This is a genomic window from Psychrosphaera sp. B3R10, assembly GCF_018861025.1.
In the GTDB taxonomy this organism is placed as follows: Bacteria; Pseudomonadota; Gammaproteobacteria; order Enterobacterales; family Alteromonadaceae; genus Psychrosphaera; species Psychrosphaera algicola.
Map to the genome: position 1 here is coordinate 119,418 of NZ_JAHKQH010000028.1, position 20,637 is coordinate 140,054.

The following is a 20,637-nucleotide window of genomic DNA, read 5'->3' on the forward strand; positions in this document are numbered from 1 at the left end:
TGTGCAACTATTTTGAGTGCTTCTACAACTAACTATTACCAACTTGCCAAAAATATCAAGATTTGGGGACAGGAACTTGGATTTCAGCAAGTCGGAATTTCGGACATAGATTTAACAAAACATGAAGATAAGTTTCAACAGTGGTTGGATAAAAATTACCACGGCGAAATGGAATTTATGGCTCGCCATGGCACAAAGCGAACTCGCCCATCAGAATTGCTACCCGGAACCGTCTCTATAGTCTCTGTTCGACTTAACTATTTACCCGCTGATGCCAAGTTTGCAGCAACACTTGAAGATGATAATTTAGCTTTTATTAGCCGATATGCTTTAGGCCGTGACTACCATAAACTGGTACGTAACAAATTAAAAAAACTTGGTCAAAAAATTGCCGCGGAAATTGGTAACGAAACACTGAACTTCCGTCCATTTGTAGATTCCGCTCCCGTACTAGAACGTCCTATCGCAGAAAAAGCGGGGTTAGGTTGGGTTGGTAAACACTCACTTATAATAAATGAGGAGGCAGGTAGTTGGTTCTTTTTAGGGGAACTATTTTTACCATTACCTTTGCCTGCCGACATGCCAGTTGAAGAGCAATGTGGAAAATGTGTGGCGTGTATTACAACGTGCCCAACCGGCGCGATTGTCGAACCTTATGTCGTTGATAGCCGAAAATGCATTTCGTATTTAACAATCGAACTAAAAGGGTCAATTCCTATTGAATATCGACGTGCGATGGGCAATAGAATTTATGGTTGCGATGACTGCCAACTGATCTGCCCATGGACTCGCCAAGGGCAACTAACGAATGAAGATGACTTTACACCAAGGGCACAGTTAACCGCCAAATCACTTTTGGCGTTATGGCAATGGACCGAATCCGAATTTCTAAAAAATACTGAAGGCTCGCCAATAAGACGCATTGGTTTTGAAAGTTGGAGCAGAAATATTGCAATTGCATTAGGAAATGCCGCTTTTTCATTAACCATAGTTAACGCACTACAGCAAAAACAAAATCAGATCAGTGACCTAGTTGATGAACACATTGACTGGGCATTGGCTGAGCAACAATTAAAGTTTGATAAGTTAAATGGTAAAACAGATGAGAAACCGCGGAAGCTTCAAAGACTGATTAAAGCAATAGACATAGGGCTACCTAGAGATGCAAGGTAGGCAAGTAGAAATAACGTGCTCTAAACGAGCACGTTGACAATCATCCAAATTACTGTGGCTCTACGTTCGCCGCTTGTAATCCTTTTTGACCATCTTCAACTTCAAATGACACAGGTTGGCCTTCTTTCAGAGTTTTGAACCCATCACCAACTATTGCGCGGAAATGAACGAATACGTCCTGACCACCGTCATCTTGAGTTAAAAATCCATAACCTTTTGATTCATTGAACCATTTTACTGTGCCTGTCGTCTTAGACATAAAAACCTCTAACTTTATATATTAACTTAAAGCGACACCAATCGTCGCAAATATCCCTAACCAGACAATGATAATTGCACGGTAACTTTCTAGCTATACAACTCAACGTATCTAAGACGAAACGAATTTTATAAGCATGTATCTAACAGAAGCATCTAACAATGTAATCTGTCTAATTAAAGACCTAATAACGTTACCACAATTGAATTTGAATGCTAATGAATTATCGATGACTGTTAAATTAATTTTTTATTATCTAGCTCTTTTTAATACTCATTTTGCCTATAAGGCCTGATCATTTGCGCATTTATAAGACAATTTCGTACTAATATCATTTTGAATTTGGTTGCACTTTGGTGGATTTTTCCTGTTTATCCATCATGTCTAGCTGACGAGAACCACACTTTGCCAATACGTTTTCCCGTTCTTTATTGGTATAACTAGTCCATGCACAAATTTCGGTGATCGTCCGAAAACAACCTAAACAAACATCTTCTGCGTTCAAGCAACAATTACGAATACACGGAGATGTGATTTCCGTCATAACAGTTTTCCTATGAGAAAGGTGCTAAACATCTAAAGTAGAATTAATGGGCAATAAAACTTGTAGCAACATTTTGGTCAGTAAATTCAGTTTCCGCCAAAGCGGGCTTAATTTGCCATTTCACGTCATTACAAAATTCGAGAAAAGAAACAAATAAACTTTGTTCGTCTAGGTCGGCTTCTTCAATATCTTGTTCTTTAACATCCAAAGACAAAATAATAAGAGTATTTCGACTCGTTGGTAAGCTATGGAAAAACAAACTTAATTCATCGCTAGGAACATCACCAATTAATACCGGCATAATCGAAAAATCGGTTAAACACGTTTGTAGATAGGGCAACTGAACTTCAATCCGAGCAGAGTGGTAATGCGCAGTATCATCTGCAACAACAAAAGGTAATTTTTGCAACTGCGTACTTAGGCACTTGTTAATTGGGACTGCACCGAGAGGCGTGGTGAATTGATCACATGCCGGCACATGAATGCCAGTAGACTCGCCTTCTATGCAGCTAATCACAACCACTTGATCGATTACAGAAGACACTTTTGAAAGGTGCCTATAGGCGGCAGCGGTTATCTCACCACAATTTTGTATCGCATTGTGAGGAACGACTAACGCATAGGGCTGTACATTCGCTATTGGGTAAGCCAATAACAACTTGGCTACAACGGTGATGAGCTCATCAGCGTCGGCAGGATAATTATGACCTGCGGCACATGCTGGACGAATGACCATTAAACAACTCTGTCTGTAAACATATAGAATAGTATAGATGACAACGAGATTACAGCTAATTTAAATCGACATTTTCTACGATTCATTTATTCAATGATGACTATCGATTTTTGTAAATATTAATTTTAAGCAGGAAGCAATATACTGCTCACATACCAACTTAGAGGAAAAGATTATGTTTACAGTTATATTTGGTCGTCCAGGATGCCCATATTGCGTTAGAGCGAAAGAGATCGCTGAACAACTAGTTGAACAACGAGACGATTTTAAGTTTCGCTATGTCGACATTCATGCTGAAGGCATTAGTAAAGCGGACTTAGAAAAAACCGTTGGCAAGCCTGTTGAAACAGTTCCACAGATTTTTGTAGACCAAACACATGTTGGCGGTTGCACAGAATTTGAAGCTTACGCAAAAGAAAACCTAGCGTTATATCAATAAATTTGTCAACGTCCTTACGTTAACTGTTAAGGGCGTTTTCATCTATTTATTGTGTAAAAAAATTGCATTAACTTGTTGGAAACAATCGTAGTTAAAATGTAACAAATTGAATTTTAGTGTTTTTTATTAAACAAAATATTAAATTGTGTCTTCTAAATTAGCTTTTTATTAGTAAAGGCTAAGCTAACGTCTTCGAATTAGACGCTATATTGTCAATATTATCTTCTATAAACCGTTAAAACTCATGTTAAAAACGGTTGGGATCAGCTATTCTTCGCTTTTTTTACAACTGCCTCAGATATTATGCGATTTCCCGGACGTCGAAAGTACAAACATTATTTCCCTGTTGAACAAAAAGATCCTGTCAGTAACAAGATCGATACCGATGTTTTATTAAAACATCCCTATGTAGTTGGCATTGACCAAACCATAGTTGATATCGAAGCAGATGTGAGCCAAGAATTGCTCGACCAGTTCAGCTTAAAAGTCGGACAGTCGCAATTAGTTGCCCCAGACCTTGCTGAAAAGCTATATGAATATTTACTTGAACAGAAACTAATCACTGATCAACACGCAGGTGGTACGATTGGTAATACACTTCACAACTATTCTGTTTTAGCAGATGACCGTTCGGTGCTCTATGGTGTGATGAGTAAAAACATTCAAGTAGGTAATTACGCCTATCGCTACTTATGCAATACGTCGTCAAAAGTTGACTTGCAACAGTTACAACCCGTCGATGGTGCAATAGGTCGTGCATTCACCTTAATTACACCAGACGGCGAACGTACCTTTGCGATTGACTCCGGTGTGATGAACAAACTTACCCCGGATTTTATCAATGAAGATTTGATTAAAAACGCCAGTGCATTTGTTATCAGCGCCTATTTTACTCGTTGTACAGGTGACGACACATTAGATAAAGCGACTCTTCAGGCTATAGAGTACGCCAACAAACACAATGTCCCTGTTGTACTCAGTTTAGGCACTCGATTTGTCATCGAAGAAAAACCACAATGGTGGCGCGACTTTATCAAGCAACATGTGCAAATTATCGCAATGAATGAAGATGAAGCTGAAGCCCTTGTTGGCAGTAACGATCCACTTATCGCCTGTGAACGAATGTTAGAACTCGTTGACTTAGTGCTTTGCACTGCGGGTCCTGTGGGACTTTATATGGCAGGTTACACCGATGAAAAATACAAACGTGAAACGCAGCGTCCGTTGCTGCCAAGTTCGATTAGCGAATTTAATCGATATGAGTTTTCCCGCCCATTAAGTCGTGCCGTTTGTGATAAACCTATTAAAATCTATTCTTATATCGCACCGTATATGGGTGGTCCTGAAAAAATCACCAATACAAATGGGGCTGGTGATGGCGCATTAGCCGCGTTGTTACATGATATCGCTGCTATTGACTACCACCGCATGAACGTACCAGAGTCGAGCAAACATGTTGTGCCAGCATTAACATACTCGTCGTTGGCTCAAATTTGTAAATACGCCAATCGTGTTAGTTTTGAGGTGTTATCTCAAAGCTCACCACGTTTATCTAAAGGCTTACCAGAACGCGAAGATAACTTAGAATCGGCTTATTGGCACTAGTTGCTATTTAAGTTCGAGCAGAGTAATTAATACGAAACACCTAATAAAATGCCCACTAAAAATTGTGGGCATTTTTTTTGATGAATACATTGTTTTTTATAAACTAATTGTTGATTACTAACTGACCATTTTGCCAACTTTTAACCAAAGGATTGACGCCGAACGTATAGGCAAGCTCAGCTGGATGTTCAATTTCCCATAAGCACAAATCCGCTTTTTTACCTACTTTCAACACGCCTCTATCTGTAAGTCCCAGTGCTTTAGCTGCATTTAACGTAACCCCTTTTGTTGCTTCTTCTGGCGTTAACTTAAATTGGGTACATGCCATATGTAACATGAGTTTTAATGAGCATAACGGCGACGAACCAGGATTATAATCACTGCCGATGGCAATGGGGACATTGTGCTCCCGAAGCGCAAAAATAGGCGGTAACTTAGTTTCACTCAATGTATAAAATGCCCCAGGTAATAATACGGCCACAGTGTTTTTATGTGCCATTTGTTTTATGCTTTGCTCAGACAAATACTCCAAATGATCCGCCGATAGGCCGTCAAATTCAGCCACTAACTCAGCGCCACTTAAATCACTCAGTTGTTCAGCGTGCAACTTTACAGGCAAACCCAGCTCATCTGCTGCGGCAAATAACCGTGACATTTGCTCTCGTGAAAACCCAATGCCTTCACAAAATCCATCGACCGAATCGGCTAAATCAAGTTCCACGACTTTAGGTAAGCTATCGGTAATCAAATAGTTAATGTAATCATCAGCACGGCCAGCAAATTCGGGAGGCAACGCATGGGCTCCTAAAAACGTGCGTGAAACCGACACAGGCAATTGTGCCTTTAGCTGACTAGCTACACGTAACATTTTGATTTCATTGTCAGTATCGAGACCATAACCTGATTTGATTTCCACTGTAGTTACGCCTTCGGAAATTAGCTGTCTAACTCTCTTTGTCGCACTAACTAATAGTTGTTCTTCATGTGCCGCTCGCGTTGCTCGAACTGTGGACAAGATCCCGCCGCCCTGCTCCGCAATTTGCTGATAACTAACGCCTGTCAACCGCTGCTCAAATTCTTTAGCTCGGGAGCCGGCAAAAACCAAATGGGTATGACAATCAATTAGCCCTGGTGATAAATAGTGGCCATTACCGTCAATAATTTCAGCGGCTTCAAACTCAGGAGCCGTTGACTCTGGGCCTAACCAAACGATATTGCCATGACGTAACGCAATACAACCGTGCTCGATCAAACCATACGACGCCGAGACACTCTCGTCCATCGTCATCAGATTTACATTTTTTATCAGTAAATCAACCACTTGATTTTCAGTCTGTAAATTCATCTAAACAGATCCTTAATTTTTCGTTTGGAATGCAACCATACAACAATTTAAAAGTTGTATATACATCTTTATTGTGGCATTTTCTCATTTAATCGCTAATGTGACAAATTGGATTGAATCAAGTATGGCAGCAAAATTTGAGCTAATAAAAAAATACATCTTAGAAAAGATCGAATCTGGCGAATGGCAAGAAAATGCTCCCGTACCATCAGAAAACAAATTGGCTGAAGAATTCAGTGTTTCAAGGATGACAGCACGCCGTGCATTGGAAGAATTAAGCCAAAAAGACATTTTGGTGCGAACGAAAGGTTCAGGTACTTACGTAGCTTCGTTAAAGTCTCAAGGCTCCATGTTTGAAATTCGTGATATCGCAGATGAGATAAAAGAACGAGGTCATGAATATTCTGCAACAGTTATTGAACTGGGTGAAATCGATGCAATTGCAGCCACTGCTATTGCCCTTGATGTAAAAATAGGGGCGCAAGTACACCATTCAGTCATCGTTCATAACGAAAACGGCAAGCCTGTGCAAGTGGAAGAACGATTTGTGAACCCTGAAATGGCCCCCGATTATTTAGGTCAAGACTACACTGAAATTTCGCCGCACGAATATCTATCGCAAGTAGCACCACTAACCGAAGCACGTCACACGATAGAAGCCATATCTTCAACCCAACAAGTATGTGATTGGCTAAAATTAGTGAAAGAAGAACCTTGTTTGCAACTCATTAGACGCACTTCAAGCAAACAAGGCGTTGTGTGCTTCGCACGAATTATCTATCCGGGTTCTAGTTATCGACTAAGTGGACAACTGACCTTTCCCGACAATTAAAAACCCTGATAAAGCAAAATACCCATGACGTTCTACAACAATAGTTTGGTAAAAATAACAATAATAAAACCAATTTTACCCCTCTAAAAAGAGAGAATAAAATATGAAAAATGAAAGATTAGACCCAACTCGCAATATCAAAGCCCCTACCGGCTCAACTATCACAGCGAAATCTTGGTTAACAGAAGCAGCCAAACGCATGTTAATGAACAACCTAGATAATGACGTTGCTGAACATCCGCAAAACCTCGTCGTATACGGTGGTATTGGACGAGCTGCGCGTGATTGGCCGTCGTACGACAAAATTATAGAAGTATTAGATCAACTCGAAAATGATCAAACTTTACTGGTTCAATCAGGTAAACCAGTTGGCGTGTTTAATACTCACGAAAACGCGCCTAGAGTATTAATCGCAAACTCCAACATAGTGCCGCATTGGGCCAACTGGGAAACCTTCAACGAACTCGACAAAAAAGGCTTGATGATGTACGGCCAAATGACCGCGGGGTCCTGGATCTACATTGGCTCTCAAGGCATAGTCCAAGGGACTTATGAGACATTTGTTGCAATGGCAAAACAACACTTTAATGGTGAAGCCAAAGGACGTTGGGTATTAACTGGTGGACTCGGTGGCATGGGTGGCGCACAGCCTTTAGCAGCAACTATGGCGGGCTTTTCAGCGCTGGTAGTGGAATGTGATGAATCACGCATTGATTTCAGAATTAACACCCGATACGTCGATAAAAAAGCGACAACGCTAGATCAAGCATTATCCATGATAAATGAGGCAACCAAAAACGGCGAAGCCATTTCAGTTGGCCTTTTAGGTAATGCTGCAGATATTTTCCCTGAGCTAGTAAAACGCGGCATAACCCCGGATATCGTCACCGACCAAACTTCTGCTCACGACCCACTTAATGGTTACTTACCCATTAGCTGGACAATGGAACACGCTAAAGAAATGCGTCTAAAAGACGAAGCTGCCGTCGTTAAAGCCGCAAAGCAATCCATGGCAGTTCAAGTTCAAGCTATGTTGGATTTGCAATCTGCCGGTGCTGCGACCACAGATTACGGTAACAACATCCGTCAAATGGCATTAGAAGAAGGTGTCACCAACGCGTTTGACTTCCCAGGATTTGTACCGGCTTACGTGCGACCACTGTTTTGCGAAGGCATAGGGCCATTCCGTTGGGTGGCGTTATCTGGTGATCCGGAAGATATCTACAAAACAGACGCTAAAGTAAAAGAACTTATTCCGGATAATCCACACTTACACAATTGGTTAGATATGGCACGTGAACGAATTCAATTTCAGGGATTGCCTGCTCGCATCTGCTGGATTGGGTTAAAAGACCGTGCGCGTATCGCACTGGCCTTTAACGAAATGGTGAAATCAGGTGAATTATCGGCACCTGTAGTTATTGGCCGTGACCATTTAGACAGCGGTTCGGTTGCCAGTCCAAACCGCGAAACCGAAGCCATGTTAGATGGCTCAGATGCGGTTTCTGATTGGCCATTATTAAATGCCTTATTAAATACAGCAGGCGGTGCAACATGGGTTTCTCTTCATCACGGTGGTGGTGTTGGTATGGGCTTTAGTCAACATTCTGGTGTTGTAATTGTCGCCGACGGTACAGATGAAGCCGGTAAACGAATCGCCAACGTGTTATGGAATGACCCAGCGACTGGCGTTATGCGACATGCCGACGCGGGATATGACATCGCAAAAACATGCGCAAAAGAACAAGGGCTTAATCTGCCGTCCATCGACCTTTAGTTCAGGCGAGGTTATCGAACGATTCGATTAATTCAATACGCTCACTCAATAATGTGAGCCATAAGATTTAAAAAGGTTACCCAATGTACACACTAAAATTGTCACCAGGTACGTTAACACTAGAACAAATGCGCCGTATATTTGATTCTCCAACGCAACTTGAATTAGACCCCGCTTGTTTTGACGCCATCAATCAATCGCAAAAAGCAGTACAACAAGTGATAGACGAAGACCGCGTTGTTTACGGCATTAATACCGGTTTTGGTTTGCTGGCAAATACCCGAATTTCAAAAGAAGAGTTAGCAGTTTTACAGCGGAAAATCGTCTTGTCTCATGCAGCCGGTACTGGCAAGTATTTGTCTGATCGTGTTGTCAGACTCATGATGGCCCTTAAGATTAATTCACTTGCCCGCGGCTATTCCGGGATTCGTTTACAAGTCATTCAAGCCCTCATTACCTTACTTAACCATGAAGTATACCCATGTGTTCCTGAAAAAGGCTCTGTTGGCGCATCAGGTGATTTGGCGCCGCTAGCGCACCTTGTACTGCCCCTATTGGGCGAAGGGGAAGTGACCATAAACGGTAAAATCCACACAGGTTTAGAAGGCATGAAATACGCTGGCCTAGAGCCAATCGAACTTGCTCCAAAAGAGGGGTTAGCGCTATTGAACGGCACGCAAACGTCTACGGCATTGGCACTTCAAGGTTACTTTTTTGCTCAAGACTTACTTGCATCGTCAATTATGATTGGCGCAACTACAGTAGAAGCGGCGATGGGTTCGCGCTCACCATTTGACGAACGAATTCACTTAGCCCGTGGACAACAAGGACAAATCGATATTGCCGCGGCATTTAGAGATGTCCTTGGGGACGGCTCAGAGGTCGGCAACTCTCATGTCAATTGCGAAAAAGTCCAAGACCCTTATTCACTTCGTTGCCAACCGCAGGTGCTAGGTGCGTGTTTACAACAGATAAGAAATAGCGCTGAGGTATTAACGATTGAAGCAAACGGGGTAACTGACAACCCGCTCATTTTTATCTCTGATGAAAGTACCGATATTATCTCAGGTGGTAATTTTCATGCTGAACCTATCGCTATGGCCGCCGACAATATGGCACTAGCGATTAGCGAAATTGGGGCATTATCAGAGCGTCGAATGGCGATGTTGATAGATTCAAACCTCAGCAAATTACCCCCATTTTTAGTTGAAAACGGCGGGCTAAATTCAGGCTTTATGATTGCTCAAGTTACTGCGGCGGCACTGGCTTCTGAGAATAAAACATTTGCCCACCCGGCCTCTGTAGATTCATTGCCAACCAGTGCTAATCAGGAAGATCATGTATCAATGGCAACATTTGCAGCCAGACGTTTATCTGACATGGCTGAAAATACCTTCACGATCTTAGCTGTAGAATGGTTAGCGGCATGCCAAGGCCTTGATTTTAGAACCCCACTAAAATCCTCAAAATTAGTGGAAATAGGCAAGTCTCGATTACGAGCTGTTGTGCCATTTTACGACGAAGATCGTTATTTCGCACCGGATATGGAAAAAGCAAAACAGTTATTGCAAGCACGCGCCCTCGCAGATTTATTGCATTAAACTGGTATTCATAAAACCATTATCATCCGTAAAAAGGCACAACTATTGTTGTGCCTTTTATATTTTAATACTTAGATCCACATCCCAACCGGAACTTTAGGCTAAAACAGTACTGTGCAATTCAAAAATACGTAAAATCAGTCCCTAGTTTCTTCAAAAACATAAACCAAAAAATGACAAATGGAGTAATATCTACGCTTATTTTTCCAATGATGCTTCCCCGCACTAAAAACAAGGATACTTCAAGGACATTATGTCTAGAAAACGCCAAATGATTGATGCCATCAAACTAGGTTGGCCAATCTCATTACAAAACACATTAGTGACTTTACTTGGCATGATCGACGTTATCATGGTCAGTCATATAGGCGATGCTGCCATTGGTGCCGTAGGCCTCGGCAATCGCGTTTTATTTGTTGTTATGGTAATAATTTTTGGCCTCAGTTGGGGGGTCGGGATTTTATCTGCGCAGTACTACGGTGCGCAACAAACCCATAAAATAAGACGAACCATTGTTATTGGATTTTCAATCTCTGTCGTTGCCCTACTGCCTATTATTATTGCTAATTACTTTTTTGCCAGTGACATTATAGGCTTTGGTTCTACCGATTCTGAAGTCATTGAGCTAGGCACGACGTACCTATGGTTAGCCGCACCAAGCCTCATTTTTGTTGCGGTTATTCAGATCCTTGAAAATGCTTTGCGAAGTGTTAACCAGGTAAAATTGCCATTACTATTTAGTGTTGTCGCAATAATTCTTAATATTGTTTTAAACCTGTGGTTAATTAACGGTGGTTTTGGCGTCCCGGCTATGGGAGTTGCAGGTGCGGCCTTGGCAACAACGATATCAAGAGGAGTACAAGCGGTTGTTATGGTCGTTATGTTAGTCAAAATGGACCACTTCTTGGCCGTTCGATTAACTGATTTTTACCAAGCCAATGATTTAAAAGAATGGCGTAAATTGATTATTCTTATTGTGCCTATGATGTTTAGTTTTGGCGTGTGGGCATTAGGTTCATTTTGTTATCAGTTAATCTTCGGTCGACTTGGAACAAATGAACTCGCCGTAATCAGTATGTTACTGCCATTAGAAGGCATGTTTTTATCACTCTTTTTTGGTATTGCTGCGGCATGTTCAATTACCATTGGCCAACATTTAGGGGCGGAACGAAATCAACAAGCCTGGGAAGTTGCCAAAACATTTACCTTTCTATCACCGCTTGTAGCCATAGTTATTGGATTGATTGTCATGGCTTTTCGGGATTTAATATTGTCTCCCTATGAAGGCGTGTCGCCCGTTACGTTAGCAATGTCTCATCAAATATTTTTCATCATTGCCGGTTTTGCGTGGTTGAAGGTGATTAATTTAACCCTTGCGATGGGAGTCCTTCGTGCAGGTGGGGATAATAGATATTGTTTAATTACGGATACAACCTGTATGTGGCTGATCAGTTTGCCACTTACATGGCTTGCCGCATTTTATTGGCACCTTGACTTCAAATGGGTTGTTTTAATTTCTTATTCAGAAGAATTAGCTAAAGGTGTAATGTTTGGTTGGCGGATGCGCAGTAAACGCTGGATCCGCAACCTAACACATTAATCAATCGTTTAACTTTGTACCTGTTTCCGGCTCAGTTGGGGAAAAGTATCGTTTAATTAAATATGCGGTACCAACCCCACTGACAAATCCCCAGAAATGCGCAGCCCAAGATATATATGGGTTAAAGCTCAGTATCGATAAAACCGCACCACCAAATAGAAACAACGAGACAATCGCAATGGCCCAGCTTTTAATGCTTGGATGAAAAAAAGCGTATCCAAACAAAAATCCTAATAAACCATAAACTAGACCTGATGCGCCAACTACAACACCCGCCTGAGCAAATAACCAAGTCCCGATGCCAGATCCAATAACGCTAAATAACATAACTAATCGAGCACGTTTACTGCCAACTGCCATTCTCACCAATATGCCTGTACCCAGCAGCGCAATACTATTTGAAACAATATGACCGATACCACCATGCAGGAACGGTGAAAATATCATGCCCAATAAACCATCTAGGCGCCGAGGACGAATACCAAACTGATTTAGACTTATACCCACCAATAAAACATCAATAACAAAAACAGCCCACATAATTGCTAAAAGAATAAAGATATCTTTAGGGATGATTTTTTTTGTCATCGATTAGTCCAATTGCTTAATGATTTCAGCTAATGCCACATCTTCTACATCTAATACTTGTACAATGGCAACAAATAAATCGGCAGAAAACATTCCTTTACTCACTTTACTGCGCAGATTTTCAGGCGTCATTACAGTGCCAACGACTTCCAATTTCTCTGCTAAATCATTGTATTTTAATCCTTTTAGCATCATAGCTGAACGTATATATCTGGCAATGGCTTGCTTATAGGGCGTCATTGCTTTTCGATTATTCACACTTTGAGTTTGATCCATCTCACAACCTTCTATTGAAATAGTGTGATCCAGTCTTAATATTGATGGTATAGACTGATCACGTTTCAGAACATAATTTATAACACAAAAAAGAATCAATTCGCAATTTTTGTGTTTCTTTATTGACATAACAAAACATAGTGTTATATTCGTGACCTATGTTACACAAACATATTAAGGAAGCTAACATGAGCTGGAGTAACACAACTTTAAAAGATCTCGCCCAAGAACAGTCCAACTGGGTTGTTGAAGCAGAAGGCGATTGCCTAACAATTGCAAATGACGAAGGCATTGATGCTTTTGTCTATGTCGGAAATCAACAAATTATTGTTGAAACAGCTTTGTTTCCGGCCAGCGATGTATCAGATGTAGCCGCTTTAGATGCGCTTATTCTGCGTTCACATCACTTACTGCCGTTAACCGCTATATGCATTAACAAAATAGGCAACGAAGATTACTACGTCGCATTCGGCGCATTGTCCGTCGACAGTAAAGACTCTGTAGTAATAGAAGAAATTGAAACACTATTTGCCAATACAGGCGAGTTTTTAGATTTATATAACCAATACCTGACACAGGAGCACGCAGCATGAGCTTAAAAAAATTATGGAACGCATTACGTGGTGCAGCAAACGAAGGTATCGAAGCCGTTGCTGATAGCCAATCAATTCGCATTTTGGATCAAGAATTACGTGATGCAAAATCAGAACTTCGTGCTTGTGACGAAAACCTAACAAAGATTATGGCCAAACGTAAAATGGCAGAATCGAAAGTTAAAGCGTTACAAAATGACGTTGCGACTTACACTGATCACGCAATAGCAGCGAGCGAAAAAGGCGATGAAGCATTAGCGATTGAATGTGCAGAACGAGTAGCTGATTTAGAAAACTCGTTAACTACTGAACAACAAATTTTGGCTGGCTTTACGTCATCTGAAAAAACGTTAAAAGCTAATATAAGCAAAGCTAAACATAATGTTCGTCGTATGGAACAACAAATCGACCAAGTGAAAGCGACAGAATCTGTGCAAAAGGCACAAGTTGCAGTATCTAGCAGACACATGGGCGCCAACAGCAAAGTAAAAACAGCTTTGGATAGTTTAGAACGTATAAAAGACAAACAAGCTCAGCGCAGTGCCGAACTTGAAGCCGCTGAAGAGTTAGCTGAAGAAGAGTCAGGTGGCGATTTAGAAAACCGTTTAAAACAAGCCGGCATAAGCCCAGGTGGTGACAAAAGCGGTAGTGACAAATTGGCTGAATTGTTAGCCAAGAAAAAAGCGTAATTGCGATTAAACTTAAAAAGCAGCCTAGATCACTCTATGCTGCTTTTTTTGTGTTATAAGAATAGTTGTCTAATCAAGAGAGAACATTATGTTTAGCAAATTATTTGGCAAGTCAAAAGAAAAAGCCAAAGTAGCAACGCCGGAAATAATGGGCCTGCGCATTGGCGGCAGTTTTGACATCGACCCACTGTTGTTACGACTATCAGAAAGCGAACTGATTACAGATGGCTGCGCACCAACTCACATTATCCAAGCTGCTGGTTTGGTCGATATGGACGGTACTTTTGTTTTTCGATTTTATACCGACGACGACGCATTTCTCCAAGTCATCGCCGAAGGTGGTAAAGAAGAACACAACATTATTGATGTTAAATTATTCCACTTTTACGATACGCAAGACATCCCAACCCAAGAATTATGGGACGATTTGTTGAAAAACAAAATTGGTCAACCAAGCTATCAATTACTCGACCATACGTTTGAGCGAGTCTGGACGTCCGCTGGTACTTATCATAATCCAGTTCATATGTGTGAAAATACATTTGACGAAAATGGCGAGTCGAGTGAAACAGATCAGTTTACGATGTTGTTCGAGCGACCAATTTCGAGTAATAATACAGAATCATTATTTTTGTCAGCTGAAGAAAAATTAGAACCTGGCGGTTATTTAAGTCGTTGCCTAGTGATGAGCACCGGGATAACACTTTCTGCGACACAAATACAAATTCACGGTTAGAAAAACAACAGTTTAAACAAGGAACCAACATGGAACATCAAGACTTACTTAGCGGCGTGATTAATTTCGCACTCTACTTTAGCGTATCGATTGCATTTTTACTTATCTTCAAGTTTGCATATACGTTAGTGACACCTCACGACGAATGGCGTCTAATTAAAGAACAAAAGAGTACGGCTGCAGCAATTGGATTTGGTGGTGCTATTCTAGGTTTTTCTCTTGCACTCGCGGGCGCTGCAACCAACTCAATTTCAATTGTCGACTACGCCACTTGGGCCTTAATTGCATTAGTTGCGCAATGTTTGGCCTTTGCCATTATCCGCTTTGGATTTATGCCTAAAATTGTACAACGCATAGAAGACAACGAAGTGAGTGCTGGCATCATGCTAGGCGTAGTTAACGTTGCAATAGGCGTATTAAATGCGGCTTGCATGAGCTACTAAGGAGACCGATATGAAACGGACGAAAATTATCGATCTCAGCGCTATGCGCAAAATTAAACCGAGCTATCTAGTTAAGCCAATTACTTTGGCCGTGGCCGCTGCGATGTTATCTGCATGTGGTGGTGGAAATTCGCAAGAAGTGACATTTGTTAAATCTGTCGATGATTGTGTTAGCAATACCGACTTTACGTTAGCACAGTGCGAAGTGGCTTATGAAAAAGCCCTTGAAGAAGCTGAAAAAACAGGGCCAAAATACAAATCGATGGCCTCATGTGAATCTGAGTTTGGTCCACAACAATGTTTAACTGACCGTTCAGGTTCGTTTTTCATGCCATTTATGGCGGGTTTCATCGTTAATCAATTGTTATTCGACCGCAGTAGAAACTACTACGGTGGTTCGTATAATCCAGTCTATCGTTACAACCGCCCTTATTCTCGTTATCACGACACACTTATGCTTTCCGACGGTACGTCAATTGGTAAGTACGGTAAAAATAAGTTTAAGGTAAGTAAATCAGCAACATCACCTAAACCCAAAATCACAAAGACGGTTTCACGTGGTGGTTTTGGCTCGGTTGCTTCTGCCAAATCAAGTTGGGGCGGTGGTAAATCATCAAGCTCTAAAGGTTGGGGCGGTTAATGCTTCGGCAGGATATTAAACAAAGAAAAGAATGGCAAAAAAAAGCGGCTGAATTCGGGTTTAAATTTCACACAATGCACGGTGAAACTTACTGGGACGAATCTGCTTTTTACCAATTTTCGTTGAACCAAATCGAAAATGATTTAGAGCAACCGACCGAAGAAATTCATCAAATGTGCCTCGAAGTTGTTAATCAGGTTGTTCACGACGAAGAATGGTTAACTAAGTTTAAACTGCCACCGAATCAATGGGAGTTTATTCGTGACTCCTGGTTAAATGGCGACCCTAGTTTATACTCGCGCCTCGACTTTGCTTATGATGGAAAAAATCCTGCAAAACTTTATGAAAACAACGCCGATACACCAACCAGTATTTACGAAACTGGATTCTGGCAATGGCTGTGGTTGCAAGATAATGTCGACGGAGGCAAGTTAAATCGTGGCGCCGATCAATTCAATAGCCTTCAAGAAAAATTGGTAAATCGATTTTTTGACCTGCAAGTATTAACCCCAAACCGCACCTTACATTTTGCCTGTTGTAAAGACACCGAAGAAGACCGCGGAACAGTTCAATATTTAGAAGACTGTGCAAATGCCGCAGGAGTTAACTGTAAATTTGTCTATGTTGAAGACATCGGGGTTGATAAAAATGGCAACTTCACTGACCTAGACAACCAAGTTATTACCTGGATGTTTAAGCTGTATCCTTGGGAGTTTATGATGGCCGAAGAGTATGGTCAGTTTCTTGGCACAAACAACATTCGATGGATTGAACCGCCTTGGAAAGCCGTACTTTCAAATAAAGCCTTGATGCCAGCTCTTTGGAAAATGTTTCCAGATCACCCGAATCTTTTGCCATCTTTTTTTGAAGATGAGCTTAACAAAGCTGCAAATTTTTCAAGTTTAGTTAAAAAGCCGCTATTTTCTCGAGAAGGTGCAAATATCTCTATTATAAACGGTGGAAAAGAAAAAACAGAATCTGACGGTCCCTACGGAGACGAAGGCTTTATCTACCAAGCAACTCATTTTTTACCTAAGTTTTCAGATAATTACACATTAATTGGAAGCTGGTTGGTAGACGATACCGCCGCTGGGATTTCCATCCGTGAAGATAAAAGCCCGGTCACTCAAGATATGAGCCGCTTTTTACCCCATATAATTCTAGGCTAATTAAGTAATTTGGCCTAGAATAAAAAATAAGCATGTAGCTATCTAGTTAGATATAAACGGTTGCGGAAAAGGACATCTCAGTTGGTTAAAGTTAAAACAAAGTATTTTTTTCTTTTTACTTTCATTTCTTCATTGATTTTTGTTAATCAATGTTTCGCTTCAGACCATCCCCTAAAAAATATTCCTTGTTGGTTAACCGACCTTTCCTCTACGCCTGGTCATAGTGTTTATGGTGTCGCAAGAAGCTTCAGTGCCTCCGCTAAAGCACCAGAACATTTTGCAAAATTGAACGCAATAAACAATTGGCAACTGGCCAATGGCTTATCAAAAATAACTACAAAACAAGTTTTAACCGATTTAGACGAGTATTACACTGGTAAAGACATGCTCTATTTCAACGACGTATTTACCGACAAGGGCAATATCTACGCCCTAGTGTCAGATCAAAAACTCACGGTTAAACCGGCTCGAAATTGTAATGTCGATGAATGTAATTTAGAAAGTTGTGAACCAAATTGGTTGTGCAGTGGTCAAAGTAATGACATTACTTTGCTAGGGATCTCAGCTCCGGCTGTACATCCTAACGATCCACTTAAACATATGATCGATAATGCACAACAACTTGCCCGTACAGTCAATCTTGCCCATGTAAAAGGCGAAACATTTTTACTCAATATTGACAGTACGTATGTTAAGACATCTAACCTGCAACAAACTTTTAAAATAGATGAACTTGATCATCAGGTAAACCCTGTTAAAGTTGGAAAAATGTGCCATTATAAAAGCACATTGATCAGTGAGATATCTTTTACCTATGGTAAAGTTTATCGAGGACATGACTGGTTAAATACACCTAACATAGGTGGAGTTACCGGGGCCATTGGCCATGCGAAAGGAATAACGTCAACTGGTAGAATGAGCGATTTGCTAAACTTAGCTGCTCGCCGCGGACTGTTTGCCCTTGCAAAAGCAAAGAATATCAATGTTGAAAACGACGTAGAAATGTCAATTTCGAATAGTGGTTTTTACTCTCTGATACGTAAAACACATCAGACAACGGAATCGCTCATTTCGGCTTATGTAGCTGATATGAAGATGGAACTTAACGAGAAAGTTCAACCTGAAATATATATTTGGTTATTAGAAAATAAGGGTACATTATGAAACACACAGTTAAATTGGCGACGGCGCTAACTCTCTCTGCACTTTTAGCAGCATGTGGCAGCACACCTGCAGACAACATGGCAGAATTAAACAAAAACATTCCTGAGTGGGTTTTAAACCCAGTTCTTGAAGATGGTATCGCATCATCAGTTTGTGTTGCATCATCAGGTCATATGTCAACAGACAAAGCTCAAGCAACAGCATTAGCTCGTGCAGAGTTAGCGCAACAGATTAATACACGTGTACGTGCGATGGATAAAACCTATCAAGAACGTATTAATGTAGGTGACCAAGCTCAAGTGGGTCAAACATTCACGTCAGTGTCAAAACAGATCACAAACCAATCATTAACAGGGTCACGTGTAATCAAAACAGCTTACGCTAACTTTGATGGCAAAAACCAATTATGCGTATTAACTGCAATGGGTTCTTCATCAACTAAAGAGTTGTTTGATAATATCCTTAAAGCTAGTGAGCGTAATATTTCTGTAAACCAAGAGCAGGTTCTTTATCAAGAGTTTAAAGCGCAAAAAGCGCAAGAAGAACTTGAAGCTGAACTTGAAAAAATGCAATAAAATGCATCACTATTAAGGGGTCCACGACCCCTTAATACTTTTGACTGGAATATATTGTGAAAACACTCTTTGGCTTAATCGCCTTTACAGCTTTATTTGCCACTATCGTTTATGCTCAACCTCCACAAGTATTGGGTAACGTTGTAGATATTGACGGGAAAGTGACCATTCACAATGAAGGTTCTCCACGTGGTAAAAGAATCAAAAAAACGCCTCAAGACATAGAACTAAACCAATTTGTTCGAACTTATGCTAATTCAAAAGCACGCGTGACTCTAACAGATAATTCCAAGATATTAGTCACAGAAAGCTCCACTTTAGAATTCCAAGATGATCAAAATATCGTTGTAAACGAAGGTAAAATTTTATTTTCGATCAATAAACGCGAAGCAACGCGATCACTAAATGTCATCACAAAAACAGCCGTTATAGGTGTTAAAGGCACACGCTTTTTGGTTGAAACTCGTGGTGATGAAGCATTTTTGCATTTAGAAGAAGGCGAAGTTGAAGTTAAATCACTCGCTGAAGAGTTTGACGACTACAAATCTGAATATGAAGCGTTTAAAAAACAGTACATGAAAGAGTTTAGCGACTTCAAAAAATCGATTACGATTACCTCAGGCACCTCTCTAAGCTTAGGAAATAAAGGATTATTGGAAGTCCCTACGCCAGATAAAATCCAATTATTGTTTGATGAATTAGATGCCGAGTTTGAATCAGACCCAGTGCAAAATGATATAGAATCTAGCTTAGAAAATGATGCTAAAACAACCCCAGAAGATGGCTTATTACATTAGTAGCCTACCCCTCTTATTTCCCGAATTAGCATTTAATTGTCTACGGAGTTAGGCAGTGATGAGAGCACAATAAAAGAGCCTCTATATGTGTTTCCGTAAACAATTTTAACGGCCAGTATGACATAGCGAAGAAGATTGTTTTGCTGATTGAAGATACAAATTAGCTGCCTAACAGCAGCTAAAAAAGATCCTATTGTCTATTTGACGGGAGAAGGTTCATATGTGTTATGTAGCGGTAACAAATTATTACGAATCTTCTTTTTCGTAATTATCCATGGCTTGCTTAATTTTTTTCTTTTCCCATTTTTCACCAAAAGGTTTGAATACTATATAACCATGCGCTCCGATGATTAAAGCGAAAGATATGGCGCAAGAAATTAATGCCCCTAAGTTTTCCCCACCGTTATAATTTGGTACGAAAAAAAGAATAAAAACTCCTAACAAAAAGAATGACAGAAGATAAAATTCTTTTTTTGATTGCACTTCAGCCTTAGCTGCTTTTTCTAACTTTTCTCGCTCAAATTCAACTGGTATTTCATGGGATCTATTTTCGCAATGGTTTTTACTTTTTAATTCATTTATATCGACATTAAATACCGATGCTAAAGCTTTCAATGTTTCAACACCAACACTTTCGCCTTTTTCGGCACGTTGAATTGTTCTAATATTTAAACCACTTAGTTGGGCAAGCTGCTCCTGAGACCAATTATTCTTTTGTCTTAAAGACTTCACATACATAACCATTGTCCATTAGATCTATATTATTGCCTAATCATAGCTGAAGATTAACCTGTCGGTAACGACAAACGTATGACAAAAGTACGACTGTGCCCGCTTTAGCTACATACGCTTACTTAAGCGGAAAAATATAGTTGGCTAAAATGTTGAACGAAGTGAAAACAGGCAACTGTATTTTTTCCGTTTGAAGTTCTTGTTACTTATTGAACCTTCTCCCCGAAGTTTAGCTTTTAGCTAAACTTCAAGGCGACCAAACCAAAAGGAGAAAGCTCAATGAAATTTTATACTAAATTACACAATTTTTACTGCGGAATCGAC

The 20,637-nt window shown here is 40.5% G+C and carries 23 protein-coding genes; 16 read left to right on the plus strand and 7 right to left on the minus strand.

Features of this window, described 5'->3' with window-relative positions:
* Positions 1-12: 12 nt before the first annotated feature.
* Positions 13-1,173, plus strand: a complete 1,161-nt coding sequence (queG, locus tag KO525_RS11650) for a tRNA epoxyqueuosine(34) reductase QueG (RefSeq protein WP_371744405.1) — start codon at positions 13-15, stop codon at positions 1,171-1,173.
* A gap of 49 nt (positions 1,174-1,222) precedes the next feature.
* Here queG and KO525_RS11655 read toward each other — a convergent pair whose 3' ends face one another.
* From KO525_RS11655 to amrB, 3 genes are all read right to left on the minus strand, one after another.
* The gene (locus KO525_RS11655) at positions 1,223-1,432 is read right to left on the minus strand and encodes a cold-shock protein (RefSeq protein WP_215963990.1); all 210 of its coding nucleotides are present in this window, start codon (positions 1,430-1,432) and stop codon (positions 1,223-1,225) included.
* Between the two features lie 331 nt (positions 1,433-1,763).
* Positions 1,764-1,976, minus strand: coding sequence for a DUF1289 domain-containing protein (locus KO525_RS11660; protein WP_215963991.1), 213 nt, complete (start codon positions 1,974-1,976; stop codon positions 1,764-1,766).
* 43 nt (positions 1,977-2,019) lie between these two features.
* Positions 2,020-2,712 (minus strand): AmmeMemoRadiSam system protein B, encoded by a 693-nt coding sequence (gene amrB, locus KO525_RS11665; RefSeq protein WP_215963992.1) that lies wholly within the window; start codon positions 2,710-2,712, stop codon positions 2,020-2,022.
* A 175-nt stretch (positions 2,713-2,887) separates the two neighbouring features.
* Here amrB and KO525_RS11670 point away from each other — a divergent pair, with 175 nt between their 5' ends.
* Together KO525_RS11670 and KO525_RS11675 are read left to right on the plus strand one after the other, a co-directional pair.
* Positions 2,888-3,151, plus strand: a complete 264-nt coding sequence (locus tag KO525_RS11670; RefSeq protein ID WP_215963993.1) for a GrxA family glutaredoxin — start codon at positions 2,888-2,890, stop codon at positions 3,149-3,151.
* A gap of 303 nt (positions 3,152-3,454) precedes the next feature.
* On the plus strand, positions 3,455-4,756 hold the full coding sequence (locus KO525_RS11675) for an inosine/guanosine kinase (protein ID WP_215963994.1): 1,302 nt from the start codon (positions 3,455-3,457) through the stop codon (positions 4,754-4,756).
* 103 nt (positions 4,757-4,859) lie between these two features.
* On the opposite strand, the gene hutI is transcribed toward KO525_RS11675, so the two are convergent.
* Entirely contained in the window at positions 4,860-6,101 is a 1,242-nt protein-coding gene (gene hutI, locus KO525_RS11680; RefSeq protein ID WP_215963995.1) for an imidazolonepropionase, read from the minus strand.
* A 124-nt stretch (positions 6,102-6,225) separates the two neighbouring features.
* On the opposite strand from hutI, the gene hutC reads away from it, so the two are divergent.
* The 4 genes from hutC (at position 6,226) to KO525_RS11700 (ending at position 11,911) form a co-directional block, all read left to right on the plus strand.
* On the plus strand, positions 6,226-6,933 hold the full coding sequence (gene hutC, locus KO525_RS11685; protein ID WP_215963996.1) for a histidine utilization repressor: 708 nt from the start codon (positions 6,226-6,228) through the stop codon (positions 6,931-6,933).
* A gap of 103 nt (positions 6,934-7,036) precedes the next feature.
* The gene (gene hutU, locus KO525_RS11690; protein ID WP_215963997.1) at positions 7,037-8,710 is read left to right on the plus strand and encodes a urocanate hydratase; all 1,674 of its coding nucleotides are present in this window, start codon (positions 7,037-7,039) and stop codon (positions 8,708-8,710) included.
* A gap of 83 nt (positions 8,711-8,793) precedes the next feature.
* The gene (gene hutH, locus KO525_RS11695) at positions 8,794-10,311 is read left to right on the plus strand and encodes a histidine ammonia-lyase (RefSeq protein WP_215963998.1); all 1,518 of its coding nucleotides are present in this window, start codon (positions 8,794-8,796) and stop codon (positions 10,309-10,311) included.
* Between the two features lie 253 nt (positions 10,312-10,564).
* Positions 10,565-11,911, plus strand: a complete 1,347-nt coding sequence (locus KO525_RS11700; RefSeq protein ID WP_215963999.1) for an MATE family efflux transporter — start codon at positions 10,565-10,567, stop codon at positions 11,909-11,911.
* On the opposite strand, the gene KO525_RS11705 is transcribed toward KO525_RS11700, so the two are convergent.
* Together KO525_RS11705 and KO525_RS11710 are read right to left on the minus strand one after the other, a co-directional pair.
* Positions 11,912-12,499, minus strand: a complete 588-nt coding sequence (locus KO525_RS11705; RefSeq protein WP_215964000.1) for a rhomboid family intramembrane serine protease — start codon at positions 12,497-12,499, stop codon at positions 11,912-11,914. It lies immediately after the preceding gene.
* A 3-nt stretch (positions 12,500-12,502) separates the two neighbouring features.
* Positions 12,503-12,775: a DUF6471 domain-containing protein gene (locus tag KO525_RS11710; protein ID WP_215964001.1), complete on the minus strand. Its 273-nt coding sequence runs from the start codon at positions 12,773-12,775 to the stop codon at positions 12,503-12,505.
* 188 nt (positions 12,776-12,963) lie between these two features.
* Between KO525_RS11710 and KO525_RS11715 the strand changes: the two genes are divergently transcribed.
* From KO525_RS11715 to KO525_RS11755, 9 genes are all read left to right on the plus strand, one after another.
* Positions 12,964-13,368: a DUF2170 family protein gene (locus tag KO525_RS11715; protein ID WP_215964002.1), complete on the plus strand. Its 405-nt coding sequence runs from the start codon at positions 12,964-12,966 to the stop codon at positions 13,366-13,368.
* Entirely contained in the window at positions 13,365-14,057 is a 693-nt protein-coding gene (locus KO525_RS11720; RefSeq protein ID WP_215964003.1) for a PspA/IM30 family protein, read from the plus strand. Before KO525_RS11715 ends, KO525_RS11720 begins: the two co-directional genes overlap by 4 nt.
* A gap of 88 nt (positions 14,058-14,145) precedes the next feature.
* Positions 14,146-14,793 (plus strand): YjfK family protein, encoded by a 648-nt coding sequence (locus KO525_RS11725; RefSeq protein ID WP_215964004.1) that lies wholly within the window; start codon positions 14,146-14,148, stop codon positions 14,791-14,793.
* A gap of 29 nt (positions 14,794-14,822) precedes the next feature.
* Positions 14,823-15,236, plus strand: a complete 414-nt coding sequence (locus KO525_RS11730; protein ID WP_215964005.1) for a DUF350 domain-containing protein — start codon at positions 14,823-14,825, stop codon at positions 15,234-15,236.
* A 10-nt stretch (positions 15,237-15,246) separates the two neighbouring features.
* Positions 15,247-15,876: a DUF1190 domain-containing protein gene (locus KO525_RS11735; protein WP_215964006.1), complete on the plus strand. Its 630-nt coding sequence runs from the start codon at positions 15,247-15,249 to the stop codon at positions 15,874-15,876.
* The gene (locus tag KO525_RS11740) at positions 15,876-17,045 is read left to right on the plus strand and encodes a glutathionylspermidine synthase family protein (protein ID WP_215964007.1); all 1,170 of its coding nucleotides are present in this window, start codon (positions 15,876-15,878) and stop codon (positions 17,043-17,045) included. The genes KO525_RS11735 and KO525_RS11740 overlap by 1 nt, the downstream gene beginning before the upstream one ends.
* 81 nt (positions 17,046-17,126) lie before the next feature.
* A complete protein-coding gene (locus KO525_RS11745) occupies positions 17,127-18,209 on the plus strand; it encodes a hypothetical protein (protein WP_215964008.1) in 1,083 nt (360 codons plus the stop codon).
* A complete protein-coding gene (locus KO525_RS11750; protein ID WP_215964009.1) occupies positions 18,206-18,784 on the plus strand; it encodes an LPP20 family lipoprotein in 579 nt (192 codons plus the stop codon). Before KO525_RS11745 ends, KO525_RS11750 begins: the two co-directional genes overlap by 4 nt.
* 56 nt (positions 18,785-18,840) lie before the next feature.
* The gene (locus tag KO525_RS11755) at positions 18,841-19,581 is read left to right on the plus strand and encodes a FecR family protein (protein WP_215964010.1); all 741 of its coding nucleotides are present in this window, start codon (positions 18,841-18,843) and stop codon (positions 19,579-19,581) included.
* Between the two features lie 246 nt (positions 19,582-19,827).
* Here the strand turns inward: KO525_RS11755 and KO525_RS11760 are convergent, their stop codons facing one another.
* Complete coding sequence (locus KO525_RS11760) at positions 19,828-20,319, minus strand: helix-turn-helix domain-containing protein (protein WP_215964011.1); 492 nt, start codon at positions 20,317-20,319, stop codon at positions 19,828-19,830.
* Positions 20,320-20,637 lie beyond the last annotated feature (318 nt).